The organism is Aliarcobacter skirrowii CCUG 10374 (assembly GCF_003544835.1).
Classification (GTDB): Bacteria; Campylobacterota; Campylobacteria; order Campylobacterales; family Arcobacteraceae; genus Aliarcobacter; species Aliarcobacter skirrowii.
In genome coordinates this window covers 1,167,260-1,185,052 of the sequence record NZ_CP032099.1, presented here as the reverse complement: position 1 = coordinate 1,185,052, position 17,793 = coordinate 1,167,260, and the positions used below count along the sequence as shown (strand labels likewise).

Genomic DNA, 17,793 nt, shown 5'->3' with positions numbered 1-17,793 from the left:
ACTAGCTATTTTTATTATTTTATAATTATGTCTGCAATCTCTTTCATTGTAGCTTCAGACATATCTTTTACTTGACCAACCATTAAAACTTTTTGAGTTCCACCATAAGTTCCATTTTGATAACCTTTTAAAGCAGCTATAAAATCCTCTTTTGTCATATCTTTAATGATTTTAGATTTTCCACCTGGAGCTACTTTTTCTCCATTTGCACCATGACATACTGCACATTTTGCATAAGGATTTGCAAGCGCAAATGTTGCTGCTAGAATTGTTGAAACTATAACTATTTTTTTCATTTTTTCCCTTTTTTATGAAGTAATAAATTATAGATTAAAGAAAATTAAAATTTGTTGATTTTTGTCAAGAAATATTTAAAAAAGAGATTAAGAGTAAAATAATTCAAGAGAAAACTCTCTTGAATTAAAAAATTATCCAATAATTTTGTTTAAAGTTGCAGAAGGTCTCATAACTTTTGAAGTTAATTCATCATCAAATAGGTAGTAACCACCTGTATTTGCTGGTTTTCCTTGAACTTCAGTAAGCTCTTTTAAAATTTGAGCTTCATTTTCATTCATTGCTTTTGCAATTGGAGTAAATTCAGCTTTTAATTCAGCATCATCATTCTGTTTTGCTAACTCATCTGCCCAGTACATTGCAAGATAGAAATGACTTCCTCTATTATCAATGCTTCCAATTTTTCTAGCTGGTGATTTATCATTTATTAGGAAAGTTCCAGTAGCTTTATCTAAAGTTTTTGCTAAAACAGCTGCTTTTTTATTATTTTGAGTATTTGCTAAATGATCAAATGAAGCTGCAAGTGCCATAAACTCACCTAAACTATCCCATCTTAAATAGTTCTCTTCTTGAAGTTGTTGAACATGTTTAGGAGCAGATCCACCAGCTCCTGTTTCAAACAGTCCTCCACCATTCATAAGTGGAACAATTGATAACATTTTAGCACTTGTTCCAAGCTCTAAAATTGGGAATAGATCTGTATTATAATCTCTAAATACATTTCCAGTAACAGAAATTGTATCAAGACCTTTTCTCATTCTATCAAGTGAGTATTGCATAGCATCATCAGGAGATTTAATAGATATTTCAAGACCAGTTAAATCATAATCTTTTAAGTATTTTTCAACTTTTTCAATCATTTTAGCATCATGACCTCTATTTTTATCTAACCAGAATACTGCAGGAGTATTTGATAATCTTGCTCTATTAACTGCTAGTTTTACCCAATCTTTAATTGGTTCATCTTTAGTTTGGCACATTCTAAAGATATCACCATTATCAACATCAAAACTAAATACAGTCTCACCAGCTTTATTTGTTACAACTATTTTACCATCAGCTTTTGCTTGGAAAGTTTTATCGTGACTTCCATACTCTTCAGCTTTTTTAGCCATTAATCCAACATTTGGAACTGAACCCATAGTTTTTGGATCAAGTGAACCATTTTTCTTACAATCATCAATAATAATTTGATATGTTGTAGCATAACATCTATCAGGAATCATAGCTAAAGTATCTTCTTCTTTATCCTCTTTATTCCACATTTTTCCACCACCTCTAATCATAGCAGGCATAGATGCATCAATAATAACATCAGATGGAACATGTAAATTTGTGATACCTTTTGCAGAGTTTACCATAGCAAGTCTTGGTTGAGAAGCATACACTGCATCAATATCAGCTAAAATTTGAGCTCTAGTAGCATCATCAACTTGGTCAAGTTTTGAGTATAAATCACCTAAACCGTTGTTAAAGTTTACGCCAATTTTTTCAAAAGTTGCGCTATGTTTTGCAATTAAATCTTTGAAATATACTTTTACAGCAAATCCAAACATAATTGGATCAGAAACTTTCATCATTGTAGCTTTTAAGTGAAGTGATAATAAAACATCTCTTTTTTTAGCTTCATCAATTCCTTTTTGATAGAACTCTTGTAAAGATTTTGCAGAAAGTTTAGTTGCATCAACAACTTCTCCTTTTTCAAGTGGTAAAGATGCTTTTAAAACAGTCTCTTTTCCATCTTTTCCAACAAAAGAAATTTTAAAGTTATCTTCTTTGTCTAGGATTGTTGAAACTTCAGTTCCATAAAAATCATCAGCATTCATATGAGCAACATCAGTTTTAGAATCTTTTGCCCAAACACCCATTTTGTGTGGATTATTTTTTGCATAGTTTTTAACAGCACTTGGAGCTCTTCTATCTGAGTTTCCTTCTCTTAATACTGGATTTACAGCACTTCCTAATATTTTTGAGTATCTTGCAGTTACCTCTTCACTTGAGTCATAATCTGGAATGTTATAACCTTTTGATTGAAGTTCAGCAATAGCTGCTTTTAATTGAGGGATTGATGCAGAGATATTTGGTAGTTTAATAATATTTGCATCTGGATTTTGAGTCATATCACCAAGCTCAGCTAAAGCATCACCAATTTTTTGCTCAGGTTTTAAGTTTTCAGGGAAAGCTGCGATAATTCTTCCAGCTAGTGAAATATCTTTTTGAACCATTTGTATACCAGAACTTTTTGTAAAAGCTTGTACGATTGGTAAAAAAGAGTATGTTGCTAAAGCTGGTGCTTCATCAACTTTTGTGTAAATAATTTGTGCCATTTTTCCATCCTAATTTTTAAAATATATTTTGGGATTGTACTCTTTGTTTGGTTTAAAACTATTGAAATTGAATATTTAAGAAGATGCAAATATTTGATTGTTTCAAATATTCACATATTAATTTATATTATTAAAGAGATCTTTTATAGATGGAACTTTTTGTTTAGTTATATCATTTTTCATAATATCACTAGCCTCTTTATCTATATCTGTAGGATTTTCATTTATTTTTGAATAATTTTTTATAACTCCAATATTTGAATTTATGTTACTTTTATGGTCACTATATGTTGATGAAAATTTATGTAAACCAGTTGTCTTGTCTCTTACAAAATATAAATAGTTGCTTTTTACAGGAAATATTGCAGCTTTGATTGCATCTAAACTTACAGCACAAACTGGATTTTTAGGAATACCTCTATTTTTATAAGTATTATATGAACTATTATCCTCTTTTATTCTCATGGCAGTTACAATAGAGTTTGAATACTCACCATAATTTAAAGTTCCATCCATTTGAAGTGGCATTTTTCTTTTTAATCTATTATAAATTACACTTGAAACTATAGGCATTTCATTAATAGTTGCAGCCTCTTTTTGAATAATTGATGCTAAAGTTACATATTTATACCACTGCTCTTTATCATAAGTTCCAAAAATTTTATTTGAATACTCTTCATATTTTTGATTGGTATGTAATAGAAGATATAAAATAATCTCCTCTTCACTCATTCCTATTGGTAGAGAGTAAGTTTCTGCTAATATATTTCCATCTAACCTAAATGCGTATTTATTATATGTTTCATACAATTTTTTTTCATCTAGATTAAATTCACTAGCAATTTTTTTTATAAAAAAGTAATAAGTATCTCCAGGTATTAAAGTAATAGATTTTAAAGCAGCTTTAGATTTTAAAAGTTTGATTAAAAAATCCATTTTTGTAAGTTCATTAACTTTTAGGTCAATCCAGCCACTTTGAACATAACCAAAACGACTTAATATTATCTCATCTATCTTATTTAGTTCGTAAGAATTTTTATTTAAGTATGATATAATTGACTTTGTACTGCCTTGTGGAATATATAAAACCTTCGATGTAACTACTGGCATAGTAAGATAATAAAGTATCATAATAAAAGCAATAAGGATAATATTTACAGTGTTTATGAGTCTTAAAAAAGCATTAGTTCTACTTTTAATTTTTCCAATATTTTTAACATTTATGCTTTTATCTTCAGGTATATTTATCAACTCATTCTCACTTTTTGGTATTAAGATTTCGCAATTTTATATTAAGTTAGATAAAAAGCTTATATTAAAAGTTGATAATATTGAATATAAGTATATTTCAAGTAAAGCAGAAGACTCTTTTGAAGCTTCAAAAAAAGATTTAACAATTCTTCCAAAAATTATAACTCTGTTTAAAGAGATAGATATAAAAAACTTATCTATAAATAATAATAATTTTTCAATACTCTTTAAAAATAATAATCTTCACTTAGAGAATAAATTTTTATCTGTTTTAGTAAAAATAAGTGGTACAAAAAGTAAGATTTTTTTAGATCTTGAGAATCTATACTTAAAAGATTATCAAGTTAATTTTCAAGGTAGAGCAAATCTTGACTATTTTGAAAAAGAGTTAAACTATAATGGTTTTATATATTTCAAAGATATGGTTTTAGAATCAAATCTTGGAATTAAAGATGGACTTATGAAATTCTTTATAAATAGTAAGGAGTTTAGTAATTTACACTTTCTAAGAAAATATTTAGATTTACCTGAAGTTGCTAACTCTTGGTTGTATGACAATATAGATGGAAAATTTAAATTAGACTCATTTTATGGAGAGTATGATTTAAATAATCAAAATATGATTCTTGGCTCTTTGGAAGGTTTGCTTACAATAACTGATGCAAATATTAAGTTTCATAAAGATTTAGATGCTATTAAAGCAAAAAGATTAGATGCAAAATTTGAAGATGGTTTTTTAAAGATCTCATTAGTTGATGCTTTTTACAAGAGTAAAGAGCTGAAAAATAGTTTTGTTCAAATAAACAATATTGAAGATAGTAAAAAAGGTGAAGTATTAATAAATATTGAGACAAAAACTTCTTTAGATATGGAAATTTTAGATATTTTAAGTGCTTATCATATAAATTTACCACTTATTCAAAAAAGTGGAAAAACAGATGCAAAACTACTTTTAACTATTCCATATAGTAGTGAAAAACAAATAGGAGTTAATGGTAATTTTGATCTTACCCCTTCAACTATTGCTATTGGAACTTTTGAGTTTAAAACTAATAACTCAAAAGTTATTTTAGATAATAATAAATTGTATATTAAAGATTCAAGATTTATCTATAAAGATATTGTTGATGCAAAAACAGATTTAATTTTTGACTTAAAAAATTTAAAAGCTGTTGGTAAAGTTGATATTAGAAAAATATATTTGGCTGTAAAAGATGATTCAATTATTGATTTAAAATCAAAAAAAAGTGATATTTCAATGGATTTTAAAGATAAAATAGAGATATCTTTGAAAGAGCTTGGTGTAGATATAAATTATGATGAAAAATTAAATATCAAAATTGATGATTTATCAAAATTTTACAACTATTCAACTATTTTAAAATCAAATTCTATAAAAGATGGAAATATTTTAATAAATATTTTCGATGAAAATAGAATACATTTTGAGGCAAATATTAGTGGACTGGAACTTCCTTTAAAAAAAGATGGTAAAAAAGTTGATTCATTGGAAGTTTATGCAGATATTATAAATAATAGTGTAAAAATCTCTTCAATAGATGAGAGCCTAAAATTAAATATTGATAAGTATATATCTATTTATTTAGACAGTTATGAAGTAGTAGTTGAAAATAGATCTTCAAAAGGTAAAAAAGATGGAATAAAAAATATTAAAGTAGATTTAAAAAACTCAACTCTTGATATATTTTCACAAAAATTTTATATAAAAAATGGAGAAGTTAAGATTGAAGATGATGAATCCATATTATTTAATGCATTAGTTGCAACTCCAAAACTTCCTATTATTTTACACAAAAATAAAAAAGAGGTAGATTATTTTGATATAAAAGGTAGATATAAAGATGATGTTGTTGATATTTCAACTATAAATGATGATTTACTTCTTAATATTGATAAAAATAACTATACAATTTTTACAAAAGAGTATGAAATTTTTTACAATACGCCAAATAAAGATAAAAGTATTGAAGAAGATAGCGATAGTAAACTTGGAATTAAGTTATTTGTAAGTGGCGAAGATACAACTTTCATTTTAAATAATAAAAATAGAGTTATAGCTACAAAATATGAGTTAAATGTTGATGATAATAGAAAATTTATATATCTAGAAAATCAAGATATGAAATTTACATATAGTGAGGATAAAGAGGGTTATTTGGATATCTTTTTATATGATGCAAATAGTAGCTTTATAAATGCACTTTCAGATAAAAAAATTTTACAAAATGGTAGTATTGATATGTTTGCAAGTGGAACAATGCAAGATTTAAAAGGTGAACTTTTTGTTAAAGATAGTTTAATAAAAGATCTATCTTTGATAAATAACATTCTATTTTTTGTACAAACTTCTCCTGCTTTAATAAACCCTTTATTTGCTATACCATCAGCTTTAAATATAAATAATATTGGAAATTATAGTATTCAAAAGGGTAGAGTAGAGTTTTCTTATAGTAATAAAACAAATATTTTAGATTTGAAGAATATTAATGTTATTGGAAATGGAATGGATTTTGAAGGTAATGCTAAAATATTTTTAGATAATCACACTATAGATTCATCGTTAAATCTTATATTTATGAAAACATACTCAAATGTTGTAAATGTTTTGCCTATTGTAAACTATATACTTCTTGGAGATAATAAAAGAGTTGAGAGTAAAATACATTTAAGTGGCGATTTAAGTGATCCAAAAATAGACTCAAACTTTTTAAAAGATAGTGTAAATGCTCCTGTTAATATTTTTAAAAGAGTTATTAATTCACCATTTGATATATTTAATAGTTTAATGAAAAAAGATGAAGAGAAAAAAGAAGATGAGTAGAGATTAATCTCTACTCATTTCTTAAAACATCAATAACATCGATTTTTGTAGCACGACTAGCTGGATAGTAAGATGATAAAAATACAATAATCATTGCACCAATTATAATTGAAAAGAAGTCAGATATTGCTAAATCTAAAGGTAATTTTGCACTTCCATAAACATCTGCTGGAAGTGATACAATATCAAAAGTATCTAATAAAAAATAACCTATAAATCCTAAGATAATTCCTAAAATAATTCCACCAAATCCAATAGTAATTCCAAGCTTTAAAAATATTGATTTTATCTCTTTAGAACTAGCCCCCATTGATAAAAGTAGGGCTATCTCTTTTCTTCTACTCATAACAGTCATAAGAAGTGAAGAGATTATATTTAGTGAAGCTATTAGAATAATTAGCATTAAAACAATAAACAAAGCTCTTTTTTCCATCTTCATAGCTGCAAAAAAGTTACCATTTTGTTGCCACCAACCTACAACTCCAACATCTACATCTTCTAAAAAAGTTCTTAATTTTTCAATATCACTAAATGCATTTTCTGAGTGTATGTGAATTCCATCATAAATATTTTCATCTTTTTGTAAAATAGTTTGTAAAGCTTCAATTGATGTGTACATATATGCTTTATCATAAGCGCTTAAGCCTGAGCTAAATGATGATATATATTCAAATCTTTTCATTTTTGGCATTAAAGAGAAACCAGCTGGATTTAAATCTGTAAAATATAAAGTTGCTTTAGCAGATTCAAAAAGATATAGTTTATCGCTTATTCCAACACCTGTTATAATATCAAACTTATTTGGAACCAAATCTTTTAAGGCATCTTTGTATATTGGGTTTATCTCTTTTTCTAAGTTTGGAACAACTCCAAAAACAACTCCACCACTCATATTATCACCATTTTGAATAATGGCTTGAGTTGATATAAATGGTGAAAATTTCAAATCTTTAAACTCTTTTTGTAAAGATTGTAAAAGCTCTTTATCTACAGCATTTGAAGTTTTTTCATATATTGTAAGTGGATAGTTCATTGTAAATAGTTTATTTTCAAACTCTTTTGCAGTTCCATTCATAATGGCCATTGATAAAATTAAAACCATAACACCAACAGCAACACCAATAAATGCTAAAATTGCACTTATTGATATAAATGGATTTTTTTTATCAAATTTTAGATATTTTTTTACAATAAAATTTATAAGTTTTTTATTCAAACTAGTTTCCTACTACCAAACCTCTTTTAGGTCCACTTTTCCCACAACACTGTTTATATTTTAAACCACTTCCACAAGGACAAGGTTCATTTCTTGCAATTTTTTTCTCACTACTTTTTACAGCATCTTGAGCAACATTTGTAGTTGTGTGTTCATTTGATTTTTCCATGTTAGCTTTGATTTTTTCTAAAGCTTCTTGCTCTTTTTTTGCATCCTCTTTACTTTGAAGTTGAATTGTAAATAGTATTTTTATAATCTCAATTTTAATATTAGAAACAAGCTCAACAAATAGATTGTAAGACTCTTTTTTATACTCAACTAATGGATCTTTTTGGTTATAACCTCTTAGTCCAATACCAGTTTTTAAAGTATCCATAGAGTATAGATGCTCTCTCCAAGCATTGTCTAAAATTTGAAGATATAGTATTCTTTCAATTTCACTTCTTTGTTTTTGTGTTGTAACACTCATTTTTTCTTCATAAACTTCTTTTAAAACTTGAGCCAATCTATTTTTTAAACTCTCATAATCTTCACTTTTAATATTTTCAACTGTTAATATTAAATGAAGTTCCTCTTTTATTTTTGCAATAATTTGTTCATAGTTAAAATCCTCTTCACTTTGAGATGCAAAAACATTTGATTCAGCTAGAAGATACTCTACATAATCATAACTATTCTCTTCGATTTTTGAAGATATATCATAATCCTCTTTTAAAAGATCATTTCTAAAGTTATATATAACTTTTCTTTGTTCATTTGCAACATCATCATACTCTAAAAGATGTTTTCTACTTTCAAAGTGCATAGATTCAACTTTCTTTTGGGCATTTTCAACAGCTCTTGTAACCATTCTTGACTCAATATACTCACCCTCTTGAATACCAAGTCTCTCCATGATAGTTCTAATTTTATCACTTCCAAATATTCTTAAAAGATTATCCTCTAAAGATAGATAAAATTGTGATTCTCCAACATCTCCTTGTCTTCCACTTCTTCCTCTTAATTGATTGTCAATTCTTCTACTTTCATGTCTTTCGGTTCCAATAATTGCTAATCCACCAAGTTCTAAAATTTCAGGTGTAAGTTTGATATCAACTCCTCGTCCAGCCATATTAGTAGCAATTGTTACAGCACCTTTTTGACCAGCATCAGCAATAATTTTTCCCTCTTTTTCATGTTGTTTTGCATTTAAAACAGTGTGAGGAATTTTTTTATCTGATAAAATTTTATGAAGTTTTTCACTCTTTTCAATACTTGCAGTTCCCACAAGAACAGGTTGTCCCTTTTCGTGATAATATTTTATTTTTTCGCAAACAGCATTAAATTTTTCTCTCTCTGTTTTATAGATTAAATCACTTTTATCAACTCTTTTAATTGGAACATTAGTTGGAATTGATACAACATCAAGATTATAAATTTGTGCAAACTCTGTTGCTTCTGTTTGGGCAGTTCCTGTCATACCAGAGAGTTTTTTATACATTCTAAAGTAGTTTTGGTATGTTGTATCTGCTAAAGTTTGACTCTCATCTTGAATAGCCACTTTCTCTTTTGCCTCAAGTGCTTGATGAAGACCCTCACTAAATCTTCTTCCCTCGCTAAGTCTTCCTGTAAACTCATCAACAATAATAATTTGATCATCTTTTACAACATAATCAACATCTTTTACAAAAAGATAGTTTGCTTTTAGTGCTTGATCAAGTGAGTGTGAAAGCATTGCGTTCTCTATTGAGTATAAGTTATCAACTCCAAAAAGTTCTTCAGCTCTTATATGACCAGCTTCAGTTAAACTAACTGTTCTATTTTTTTCATCAACAATAAAATCACCTGTAGTAATAGCTTTTTCTGTAGGATTTGTAGGTTCTGTTATAGTTCCACGCTCTAATTTTAAAGCTATCTCATTTGCTTTTATATAGTTTGAGTTTTTATGATTTGTTGGACCACTTATAATTAGTGGAGTTCTAGCCTCATCAATCAATATAGAGTCAACTTCATCTACAATTACGAAGTTGTGACCTCTTTGAACTTTTTCATTTAAGTCATAAACCATATTATCTCTTAGATAATCAAATCCAAAAGAGCTATTTGTTCCATAAGTAATATCACAAGCGTATTGCTCTTTTCTTGTAAAATCATCTTTTATGCTATCAATTATAGCTCCAACACTAAATCCTAAAAACTCATATAAAGGTTTTAATTCATTAGCATCTCTTTGTGCTAGATAATCATTTACTGTTACAACATGAACACCTTTTCCTTCCATTGCGTTTAAACAAACAGCAATTGCTCCAACAAGAGTTTTTCCCTCTCCTGTTTTCATCTCAGCAATATCACCTTTATGTAAAACCATAGCACCAATTAATTGAACATCATAAGGTCTCATTTTTAAAACTCTATGACTAGCCTCTCTAACAATTGCGAAAGTATCATTTAAAATATCATCTAAAGATTTTTCCTCATTTTGTACAAGTTTTTTTAGATTGTTAAACTCATTTTTTAACTCATCATCACTCATTTTTTTGTACTTATCTTCTAAAAGAGTAATTTCGTTTGCTCTTTTTCTATATTTTTTTACTACTCTATCATTTCTTGTACCAAAAACTTTTGAAAAAACATTTAGCATATAATTTAGTTCCTTTTCGTTATAATGAAGCTAGATTATATATAAAAAAAGGTTAAAAAATGTTTTATAGAGTTACTTTATTGCTATTATTATCAACAATCTTTCTACAAGCATCAATAAAAGAGTTTCAAAACTTAAAAACTCTTCAATCAAAATTCATACAAACTATTACTTCAAGTAGTAATACAAAAATTGATTATAAAGGTGAGTTATTTATAAAAAATAGTGGAAAAATTTTATGGAGCTATCAAGAACCAGTTAGAAAAGATGTATTTGTAAATGGTAGTGAAGTTATAATAAATGAACCTGATTTAGAGCAAGCTATTATTACAAAGCTAGATAAAGAGATAGATATGTTAAAGATGTTAAATGAGGCTAAAAAAATAGATGAAAATATATATAGTTCTAAAATAGATAATACAGAGTATAAAATAGTTTTAAAAAATGGAAAAATAGATAAGATTTTGTATAAAGATGAGATTGAAAACAGTGTTGAAATAAAGTTTATTAATACTATTTTAGATGGTCAAATTTCTGATAGTAAATTTATATTTAACATTCCTTTAGGGTATGATTTAATTAGAAAATAGGTATAATTATCTCTTAGGTAGATTAGACAATAGCTTGAATTCAAGAGGAAAGTCCGTGCTACAGTGAAGCAAGGTTCCATCTAACGGATGGCTAGAGTAATCTAAGGGATAGTGCAACAGAGAGAAGACAGCCAATTTATTGGTGATGGTGAAAGGGTAGGGTAAGAGCCTACCAGTGTTTTGAGCAATCTTAACAGCTATGTAAACCCAACTTGTAGCAAGAAGACCTGGTATAAGCTTCACATTTTTGGTCTTCGCAGGAAAGCTAAAGTGATTTGGCTTCTAGATAAATTATTGTCAAATACATAACACGGCTTACAAATCTACCTATTAAAAATTATATTTTTATATTATATTTTGAGAGTAAAACAAGCAGATTTTAATCTACTTGCTTCTATTATCAGCCTCTTTAGCATATTTATAACCTAAATCATAAGCTTTATTATTCATATCATGTAGTTTTGCAGGAACTTTTGAAAGCATAGCCTCTCTTAAAACCTCTTTTGGAATTGTTTCGTTTGTAAAATAGTTTGCAATTGCTAATGCTAAAATTGATTGAGTAATAACATTTCCAACTTCATCTTTTGCAATTGTAATAATTGGAATTTCAATAATATTCCATCTTTTTCTATCTTCATCACTTGGTTTTACTAAGTTTGGTTCAATTACAATTGTTGCACCATCCTTAACACCTTTTTTAAACTGATTAAAAGATATTTGTGCAACTGAAAGCATAAAATCAATTTCACCATCATTTGCATATGGATAAATAATCTCTTCATCTTGCAAAGTAATATCAACAACAGTTGGACCACCTCTTACTTGTGATGTATAAGTTGCAGTTTTTAATCCATATCCGCCGTTATTTATTTTAGCAGTTGCAAAAATTTCACCAGCAAGTAAAACTCCTTGCCCACCAACCCCTGTAAATCTCATTAAAGTTCGATTTTGTGACATTTTAGCTCCTTACAACTCAACCATAGTTTTATTTTTGTGAGCCTCTTGAACTTTTTTATAAGCTTCACAATACTCTATTGCATTCTCATCTTGTTTTAAAACTCCAGTTGGGAATTTTCCAATTTTTTGATCATCTTCAAGCATTTCAAATTTAGTTTTTGCAATACTTATTTCATCTATCCACTCTAAGTTTGCAGTTGCACTTGCCATTTTATTTTTTCTTCCTAAATTTACATGGCAGTTTGAAAATACCTCTACAAATGAGAAACCTTTGTGTTCAAGTGCTTTTACTAAACTTTTTTCTAATTTTTTAGGATCAATCATTGTCTCTCTTGCTACAAAAGATGCTCCTGCTGCTTCAACTAACTTACAAGCATCAAAAGTTGGATCAATATTACCTCTTTCCATTGTTGCTGTCCACATTCCTTTTGGGGTAGTTGGACTTGTTTGAGAGTTTGTAAGACCATAAATAAAGTTATTTATTAAAATATAAGTTAAATCTATATTTCTTCTAGCTGCATGAATTGTATGATTTCCACCAATTGCAAGACCATCACCGTCTCCACCAACAACAATTACTTTTTTATCTGGATTTACCATTTTAATTCCAGTTGCATAAGGAAGAGTTCTTCCGTGAGTTGTATGAACTGTATTACAGTTTATGTATGAGCTAAATCTTCCAGAACATCCAATTCCAGAAACTACACAAACATCATCCATATTCCATCCAAGTTTATCAATTGCTCTTATTAAAGCTTTTAATATAACTCCATCTCCACATCCCCAACACCAAAGCGTTGGCATTTTATCTGTTCTTAAATATTCATCATAGTTAAAAGCCATATTACATTCCTTTTACTTTTTCTATTATTTCAATAGGTGATAGAGGTCTTCCATTTGCTTTTAAAAGTGTATCAAAATCTCTTCTTCCACTAACTCTTTGCACCTCTTGAGTATATTGTCCCATATTAAGCTCTGCAACTAATACTTTTTCAAATCTGTTTACAAGTTCATTTAATCTTTTTTCAGGACTTGGCCAAACTGTTCTTGGTCTAAACATTCCAGCTTTTATTCCCTCTTTTCTTAATCTGTTTACAGCCTCTTTAGCACCAAGTGAAACAGAACCATAAGCAATGATTAAAATTTCTGCATCATCTAACATATACTCTTCATTTGATTCTAACTCATCTGTATGATTTTCAACTTTTTTAAACAGTCTATTCATTAAAGCATCACAAACAACAGCATCTTCTGTTGGATGACCTGTTGGTCCGTGATGAAGCCCTGTAAAGTGATATCTATATCCTTCAAACATTGGATTTAAAACAGCTGGTTCATCATCTTTTACACCATAAGGAAGATAATCTTTTTTATCTCCATCAAATCTTTTTCTATAAACTCTATTTTTTTCTATTTCTTGTAAATCAGGAATTATAGCCTTACCAGCCATATGTCCAATTGTCTCATCAAGTAAAACAAAAACAGGTTGCATAAATCTATCTGCTAGATTAAAAGCACGTACTACTTCTGTGTAACACTCGCTTAAATTTCCAGGCATTAATGTAATAGATTTTACATCTCCATGAGTTGGATTTTTTGCTTGTAAAAGGTCACCTTGAGAAACTCTTGTAGGAAGACCAGTCGAAGGTCCACCTCTCATTACATTTATAACTACAAGTGGAACTTCTGCAATATATCCAAGTCCTAAATTTTCAGCTTTTAGAGAAATTCCAGGACCTGAAGTTGCAGTTAAACTTCTTTTTCCACTCATAGCTGCACCTAGAGCTGTACAAATTCCAGAAATCTCATCTTCCATTTGCATACAAACTCCGCCATTTGCAGGTAGTTTAGAAGATAAAACATGCATTACTTCACTTGAAGGAGTAATAGGATAACCACCAAAAAATTCACACTTTGAATCAATAGCTGCTAGTGCTGCTAACTCATTTCCAGTTGATATTAACTCTCTTGCCATAATTAAACCTTTTTATCTTCATCTAATAATTTATAATTATTTTTTATAATTCTCTCTTGTCTCTGCTTTGATTCTGGAGTCAATTTTGAGAATTTAAACTCTTTTTTATCTGCTACAAAAATAGCAAAATCAGGACAAGATAATTCACAGTCGCTACAACCAATACAAGATTCAGGATTTACAACAGTAGCCATAGCACCAAGTGTTGAGTGAATCTCTTGTCTCATTGCAAGAACTCCAGCTGGACAAACAGAAACACATCTATCGCAAGCCTTACATCTACTTTCATCAACCCAAACAGGGGTATTTAAAGGAGCTTCAAAATTTGACATATTTTTCCTTTATAAAATATAATAAAAATTTATAAACTTTATAATTTTTACAAGAATAATACCAAAGTCAAGCTTATTTTATTAAAAGTAAATATATAAAAAGTTTGGATATAATTGAAACTTTAAAAAATAAGGATTAGTTTTTGTTACTCTATCAACCTATAAATGGTTATTGCTATAATAGTGATACACATTTTTTATTTAACTTCATATGTAAAAATTTAGAAAAATATAAAAATATAAGTGGAGAGCTTTTAGATATTGGAAGTGGAAGTGGAATATTAGGACTACTTGTAGCAAAAAAATTTTCAAAACTTAGACTAAATCAAGTTGAAATTCAAGAGATTTTTCAGTTTTTTTCAAATAAAAATAGCTCTACAAATAAAATTGATTCAAATATGTTTTGTGGATCTTTTTTTGATATTGATTTTCCTATAAAGTTTGATTATTTAGTTTCAAATCCACCATTTTATCACTCAGATGTTATAAAAAGTGAAAATGAAAATCTAAAAATAGCAAGATATAACTCATCAATGCCACTAAAAAATTTTATAGAAAAATCATCAAAAATATTAAAACCAAATGGAAAACTATTTTTTTGTTATGATGCTAAACAGTTATCACAGATTATTATTTATTTAAATGAGTATAGATTAAATATTGAGTCAATACAGTTTGTTTATCCAAAAAAAGATAGTGATGCTAATTTGGTTTTAATATTTGCAAAAAAAGATTCAAAATCACTGCTTAAAGTTTTACCTGCTTTAATAGTTTTTAAAAAAGATTCAACATTTAAAAATGAGATTAAAAAAATATATAAAAATATAAATACTCATAGTATAAAGGCTAGTATTGAGTAATTTGCTAAAAAAAGATGGATATAGTTTTTCATTTAATCCAAAAGCTTGTGAGAGTTGTGGTGGAAAGTGTTGCACAGGAGATAGTGGTTATATTTGGATAAATATTGTTGAAATAGAGCGACTTAGTAAACATTTGAATCTTACTATTGATGAGTTTAGTAAAAAGTATTTATTTAAAGTAGGGTATAAATATAGTTTAAAAGAGATAGAATTAGAACCAAAGGTTTATTCTTGTTGTTTTTTTGATAACACTAATAAAATGTGTAGCATATATGAATTTAGACCAAATCAGTGTAGAACATTTCCTTTTTGGGACTATTTTAAAACAAATAAAGAGGAGCTTAAAAAAGAGTGTATAGGTATATTAGATTTATAACTGTTATTGCTATTCTATTTTTTTTAGGCTCTTGCACAAAAGATATTTTTAGTATTGAAAATAGAGATAAAAATATTAAAAATGAGGATAACTTTTCCAAAGAGAATATTGATAAAAATTATAAAAAAATAGATATAAAAAAATATTATTTAGAAGATTTTTTTATATTAAGTGCTTATGATTTAGAGGCACAAAATAGTTATGAAGAGGCTAGAGAGATATATTTAAATCTTTTTTTTAAGACTAATAATTCAATATATTTAGTAAACTATTTAAGAGTTTCATTGCTTATGAATGATTATAAATCTATTGTTGAAAATAGTCAAAAATACTATTTTGATAATATAAAAGATGAAGAAGAGATTTTAAGGCTCTATAGTTTTGCACTTTTAAATCAAAAAGATTTTGAAAATGCTTTAAAATATGGTTTAATTTTAGTTAAAAAATATAAAAACTCAAATAATTATGAGCTTTTAGGAAATATATATCTAGTAAAAGAGGATTTTAAAAACTCTTATGAATCATATTTAAAAGCAAATAAATATTCAAATAGTGCTAGTTCTATTCATGCTCTAAGTGGAATAGAGTTTTTTAAGTTTAATCAAAAAGATAAAGCAATTAATAGATTGCAAATAGCAATTAAAGATAAAAACTATAACTATCTTTTAGTGTTACAAGCACTTCTATTTTTTGATACATTAAAAGATGATGAGAAGGTTAATAATCTACTAAAAGATAGCTATAAATTTTATTTAGAAAATAATCTATTTTATGAAAAACAAGAGCTTATAAATCTTATTTTCGAACGATTTAAAACTGAAGATAAAATTATAGATTATTTAGTAACAAACGGTATTGAAGATGATTTTTTATTAAATCTATATATATCAAAAGGTGATAAAAAGAATGGTTTGAAATTAGCCTCAAAACTATATGATATAAATCAAATAGATGATTTTTTGGCATATCAAGCTATGTTTAGATATGAAATTGCTTTAGAAGATAATAATTTAAATAATAAAGAGCTAGAAGATATTATATTTATGCTTGAAGAGGTTGTTGAAACTTCTTCAAGAGCACTATATCAAAACTATTTAGCATATATTTTAATTGACAATGATAAAGATTATTTAAAAGGTATAGCTCTTGTAAAAGATGCTTTATCTCAAGATCCTGAAAATTATGCTTATATTGATACTTTAGCTTGGGGTGAGTATAAAATTAAAAATTGTAAAAAAGCTCTTGAGTTAATAAAGATCGTAATTGAAAAAGTTGGTCTTGAGGATAAAGAGGTAAAACTACATTATGAAAAAATTAAGGAGTGTACAAAGAATGATATTAGATAAAATAAATCAACAAACTTTAGAGGATGCAAGAAAAAGAGAGAAAGATATCTCTTTTGAGGAACTTGAAAATATTATTAAAGATGGTAAGTTTCCTACAAAAGATGTAAAAAAGTTTTTAAAATCAACAAAAGATGAACCTATTAGAATAATTGCTGAAGTTAAAAAAGCAAGTCCAAGCAAAGGTGTTATAAAAGATGATTTCAATCATTTGACTATAGCAAAAGAGTATAATGAATTTGGTGCAAATGCAATATCCGTATTAACAGAACCACACTTTTTCCTAGGTAATTTAGAGTATTTAAAAGAGATAAAAAAAGTTACAAATATTCCACTTTTAAGAAAAGATTTTATTCTTACAAAATATCAAATAGCAGAAGCTTTAATATATGGAGCTGATTTTATTTTATTAATTGCAAAATCTTTAGAACAAAAAGAGTTAAATGATTTGTATAATTATGCAAGAAGTTTAGATTTAGAAGTTTTAGTAGAGATTCATGATAAAGAGGATTTGAAGAAGGCTTTAAATAGTGAAGCTAACATAATTGGAATAAATCATAGAAATTTAAAAACATTTGAGATGGATATGAATTTATGTGATGAGTTAATACCAATTATTCCAAAAGAAAAAATTATAGTTGCAGAATCAGGTGTATCAAACAAAGATGTTATAAAAAGGCTTCATGGTATTGGTGCTGATGCGTTTTTAATAGGTGAGCATTTTATGAGAGTATCTAGTATAAAAGATGAGTTAGTTGAGTTTAAAAACTCTTTAAAATAAGTTAATTAATAAAACTCAAGCTATATTTA

At 27.4% G+C, this 17,793-nt stretch carries 15 protein-coding genes and 1 other RNA gene; 7 read left to right on the top strand and 9 right to left on the bottom strand.

Annotated elements, in window-relative coordinates; all coding sequences use genetic code 11:
- Positions 1-14: 14 nt before the first annotated feature.
- The 3 genes from ASKIR_RS06205 to mltG form a co-directional block, all read right to left on the bottom strand.
- Positions 15-296 (bottom strand): c-type cytochrome, encoded by a 282-nt coding sequence (locus ASKIR_RS06205; RefSeq protein ID WP_066350908.1) that lies wholly within the window; start codon positions 294-296, stop codon positions 15-17.
- A 132-nt stretch (positions 297-428) separates the two neighbouring features.
- Positions 429-2,621, bottom strand: coding sequence for an NADP-dependent isocitrate dehydrogenase (locus ASKIR_RS06200; protein ID WP_066350904.1), 2,193 nt, complete (start codon positions 2,619-2,621; stop codon positions 429-431).
- Positions 2,622-2,738: 117 nt separating this feature from the next.
- On the bottom strand, positions 2,739-3,752 hold the full coding sequence (mltG, locus tag ASKIR_RS06195; RefSeq protein ID WP_115588382.1) for an endolytic transglycosylase MltG: 1,014 nt from the start codon (positions 3,750-3,752) through the stop codon (positions 2,739-2,741).
- A 34-nt stretch (positions 3,753-3,786) separates the two neighbouring features.
- On the opposite strand from mltG, the gene ASKIR_RS06190 reads away from it, so the two are divergent.
- Complete coding sequence (locus ASKIR_RS06190) at positions 3,787-6,714, top strand: YhdP family protein (RefSeq protein ID WP_082946377.1); 2,928 nt, start codon at positions 3,787-3,789, stop codon at positions 6,712-6,714.
- Between the two features lie 10 nt (positions 6,715-6,724).
- Here ASKIR_RS06190 and ASKIR_RS06185 read toward each other — a convergent pair whose 3' ends face one another.
- Both ASKIR_RS06185 and secA read right to left on the bottom strand, forming a co-directional pair.
- On the bottom strand, positions 6,725-7,930 hold the full coding sequence (locus ASKIR_RS06185) for an ABC transporter permease (protein WP_115588299.1): 1,206 nt from the start codon (positions 7,928-7,930) through the stop codon (positions 6,725-6,727).
- Position 7,931: 1 nt separating this feature from the next.
- Positions 7,932-10,550 carry a preprotein translocase subunit SecA gene (gene secA, locus ASKIR_RS06180; protein ID WP_066350900.1) on the bottom strand — a complete coding sequence of 873 codons (2,619 nt, stop codon included), beginning with the start codon at positions 10,548-10,550 and terminating at the stop codon, positions 7,932-7,934.
- 59 nt (positions 10,551-10,609) lie between these two features.
- Here secA and lolA point away from each other — a divergent pair, with 59 nt between their 5' ends.
- Both lolA and rnpB read left to right on the top strand, forming a co-directional pair.
- Entirely contained in the window at positions 10,610-11,140 is a 531-nt protein-coding gene (lolA, locus tag ASKIR_RS06175) for a LolA-like outer membrane lipoprotein chaperone (RefSeq protein ID WP_066350898.1), read from the top strand.
- A gap of 14 nt (positions 11,141-11,154) precedes the next feature.
- Positions 11,155-11,474, top strand: an RNA gene (gene rnpB, locus ASKIR_RS06170) — RNase P RNA component class A.
- 50 nt (positions 11,475-11,524) lie between these two features.
- Here rnpB and ASKIR_RS06165 read toward each other — a convergent pair.
- From ASKIR_RS06165 to ASKIR_RS06150, 4 genes are read right to left on the bottom strand one after another with little or no spacing between them, the layout of a single operon-like run.
- Positions 11,525-12,097 carry a 2-oxoacid:acceptor oxidoreductase family protein gene (locus tag ASKIR_RS06165; protein WP_066161508.1) on the bottom strand — a complete coding sequence of 191 codons (573 nt, stop codon included), beginning with the start codon at positions 12,095-12,097 and terminating at the stop codon, positions 11,525-11,527.
- Between the two features lie 9 nt (positions 12,098-12,106).
- The gene (locus tag ASKIR_RS06160) at positions 12,107-12,940 is read right to left on the bottom strand and encodes a 2-oxoglutarate ferredoxin oxidoreductase subunit beta (RefSeq protein WP_066350897.1); all 834 of its coding nucleotides are present in this window, start codon (positions 12,938-12,940) and stop codon (positions 12,107-12,109) included.
- Position 12,941: 1 nt separating this feature from the next.
- On the bottom strand, positions 12,942-14,072 hold the full coding sequence (locus ASKIR_RS06155) for a 2-oxoglutarate synthase subunit alpha (RefSeq protein WP_066350896.1): 1,131 nt from the start codon (positions 14,070-14,072) through the stop codon (positions 12,942-12,944).
- A 2-nt stretch (positions 14,073-14,074) separates the two neighbouring features.
- Complete coding sequence (locus ASKIR_RS06150) at positions 14,075-14,404, bottom strand: 4Fe-4S binding protein (RefSeq protein WP_066161505.1); 330 nt, start codon at positions 14,402-14,404, stop codon at positions 14,075-14,077.
- Between the two features lie 143 nt (positions 14,405-14,547).
- On the opposite strand from ASKIR_RS06150, the gene ASKIR_RS06145 reads away from it, so the two are divergent.
- From ASKIR_RS06145 to trpC, 4 genes are read left to right on the top strand one after another with little or no spacing between them, the layout of a single operon-like run.
- The gene (locus tag ASKIR_RS06145; protein ID WP_066350894.1) at positions 14,548-15,264 is read left to right on the top strand and encodes a tRNA1(Val) (adenine(37)-N6)-methyltransferase; all 717 of its coding nucleotides are present in this window, start codon (positions 14,548-14,550) and stop codon (positions 15,262-15,264) included.
- Positions 15,257-15,640, top strand: a complete 384-nt coding sequence (locus ASKIR_RS06140; protein ID WP_066350892.1) for a YkgJ family cysteine cluster protein — start codon at positions 15,257-15,259, stop codon at positions 15,638-15,640. The genes ASKIR_RS06145 and ASKIR_RS06140 overlap by 8 nt, the downstream gene beginning before the upstream one ends.
- On the top strand, positions 15,616-16,986 hold the full coding sequence (locus ASKIR_RS06135; RefSeq protein ID WP_066350890.1) for a tetratricopeptide repeat protein: 1,371 nt from the start codon (positions 15,616-15,618) through the stop codon (positions 16,984-16,986). The genes ASKIR_RS06140 and ASKIR_RS06135 overlap by 25 nt, the downstream gene beginning before the upstream one ends.
- The gene (trpC, locus tag ASKIR_RS06130; RefSeq protein ID WP_066350883.1) at positions 16,973-17,764 is read left to right on the top strand and encodes an indole-3-glycerol phosphate synthase TrpC; all 792 of its coding nucleotides are present in this window, start codon (positions 16,973-16,975) and stop codon (positions 17,762-17,764) included. Before ASKIR_RS06135 ends, trpC begins: the two co-directional genes overlap by 14 nt.
- The last annotated feature ends 29 nt before the right edge of the window (positions 17,765-17,793 follow it).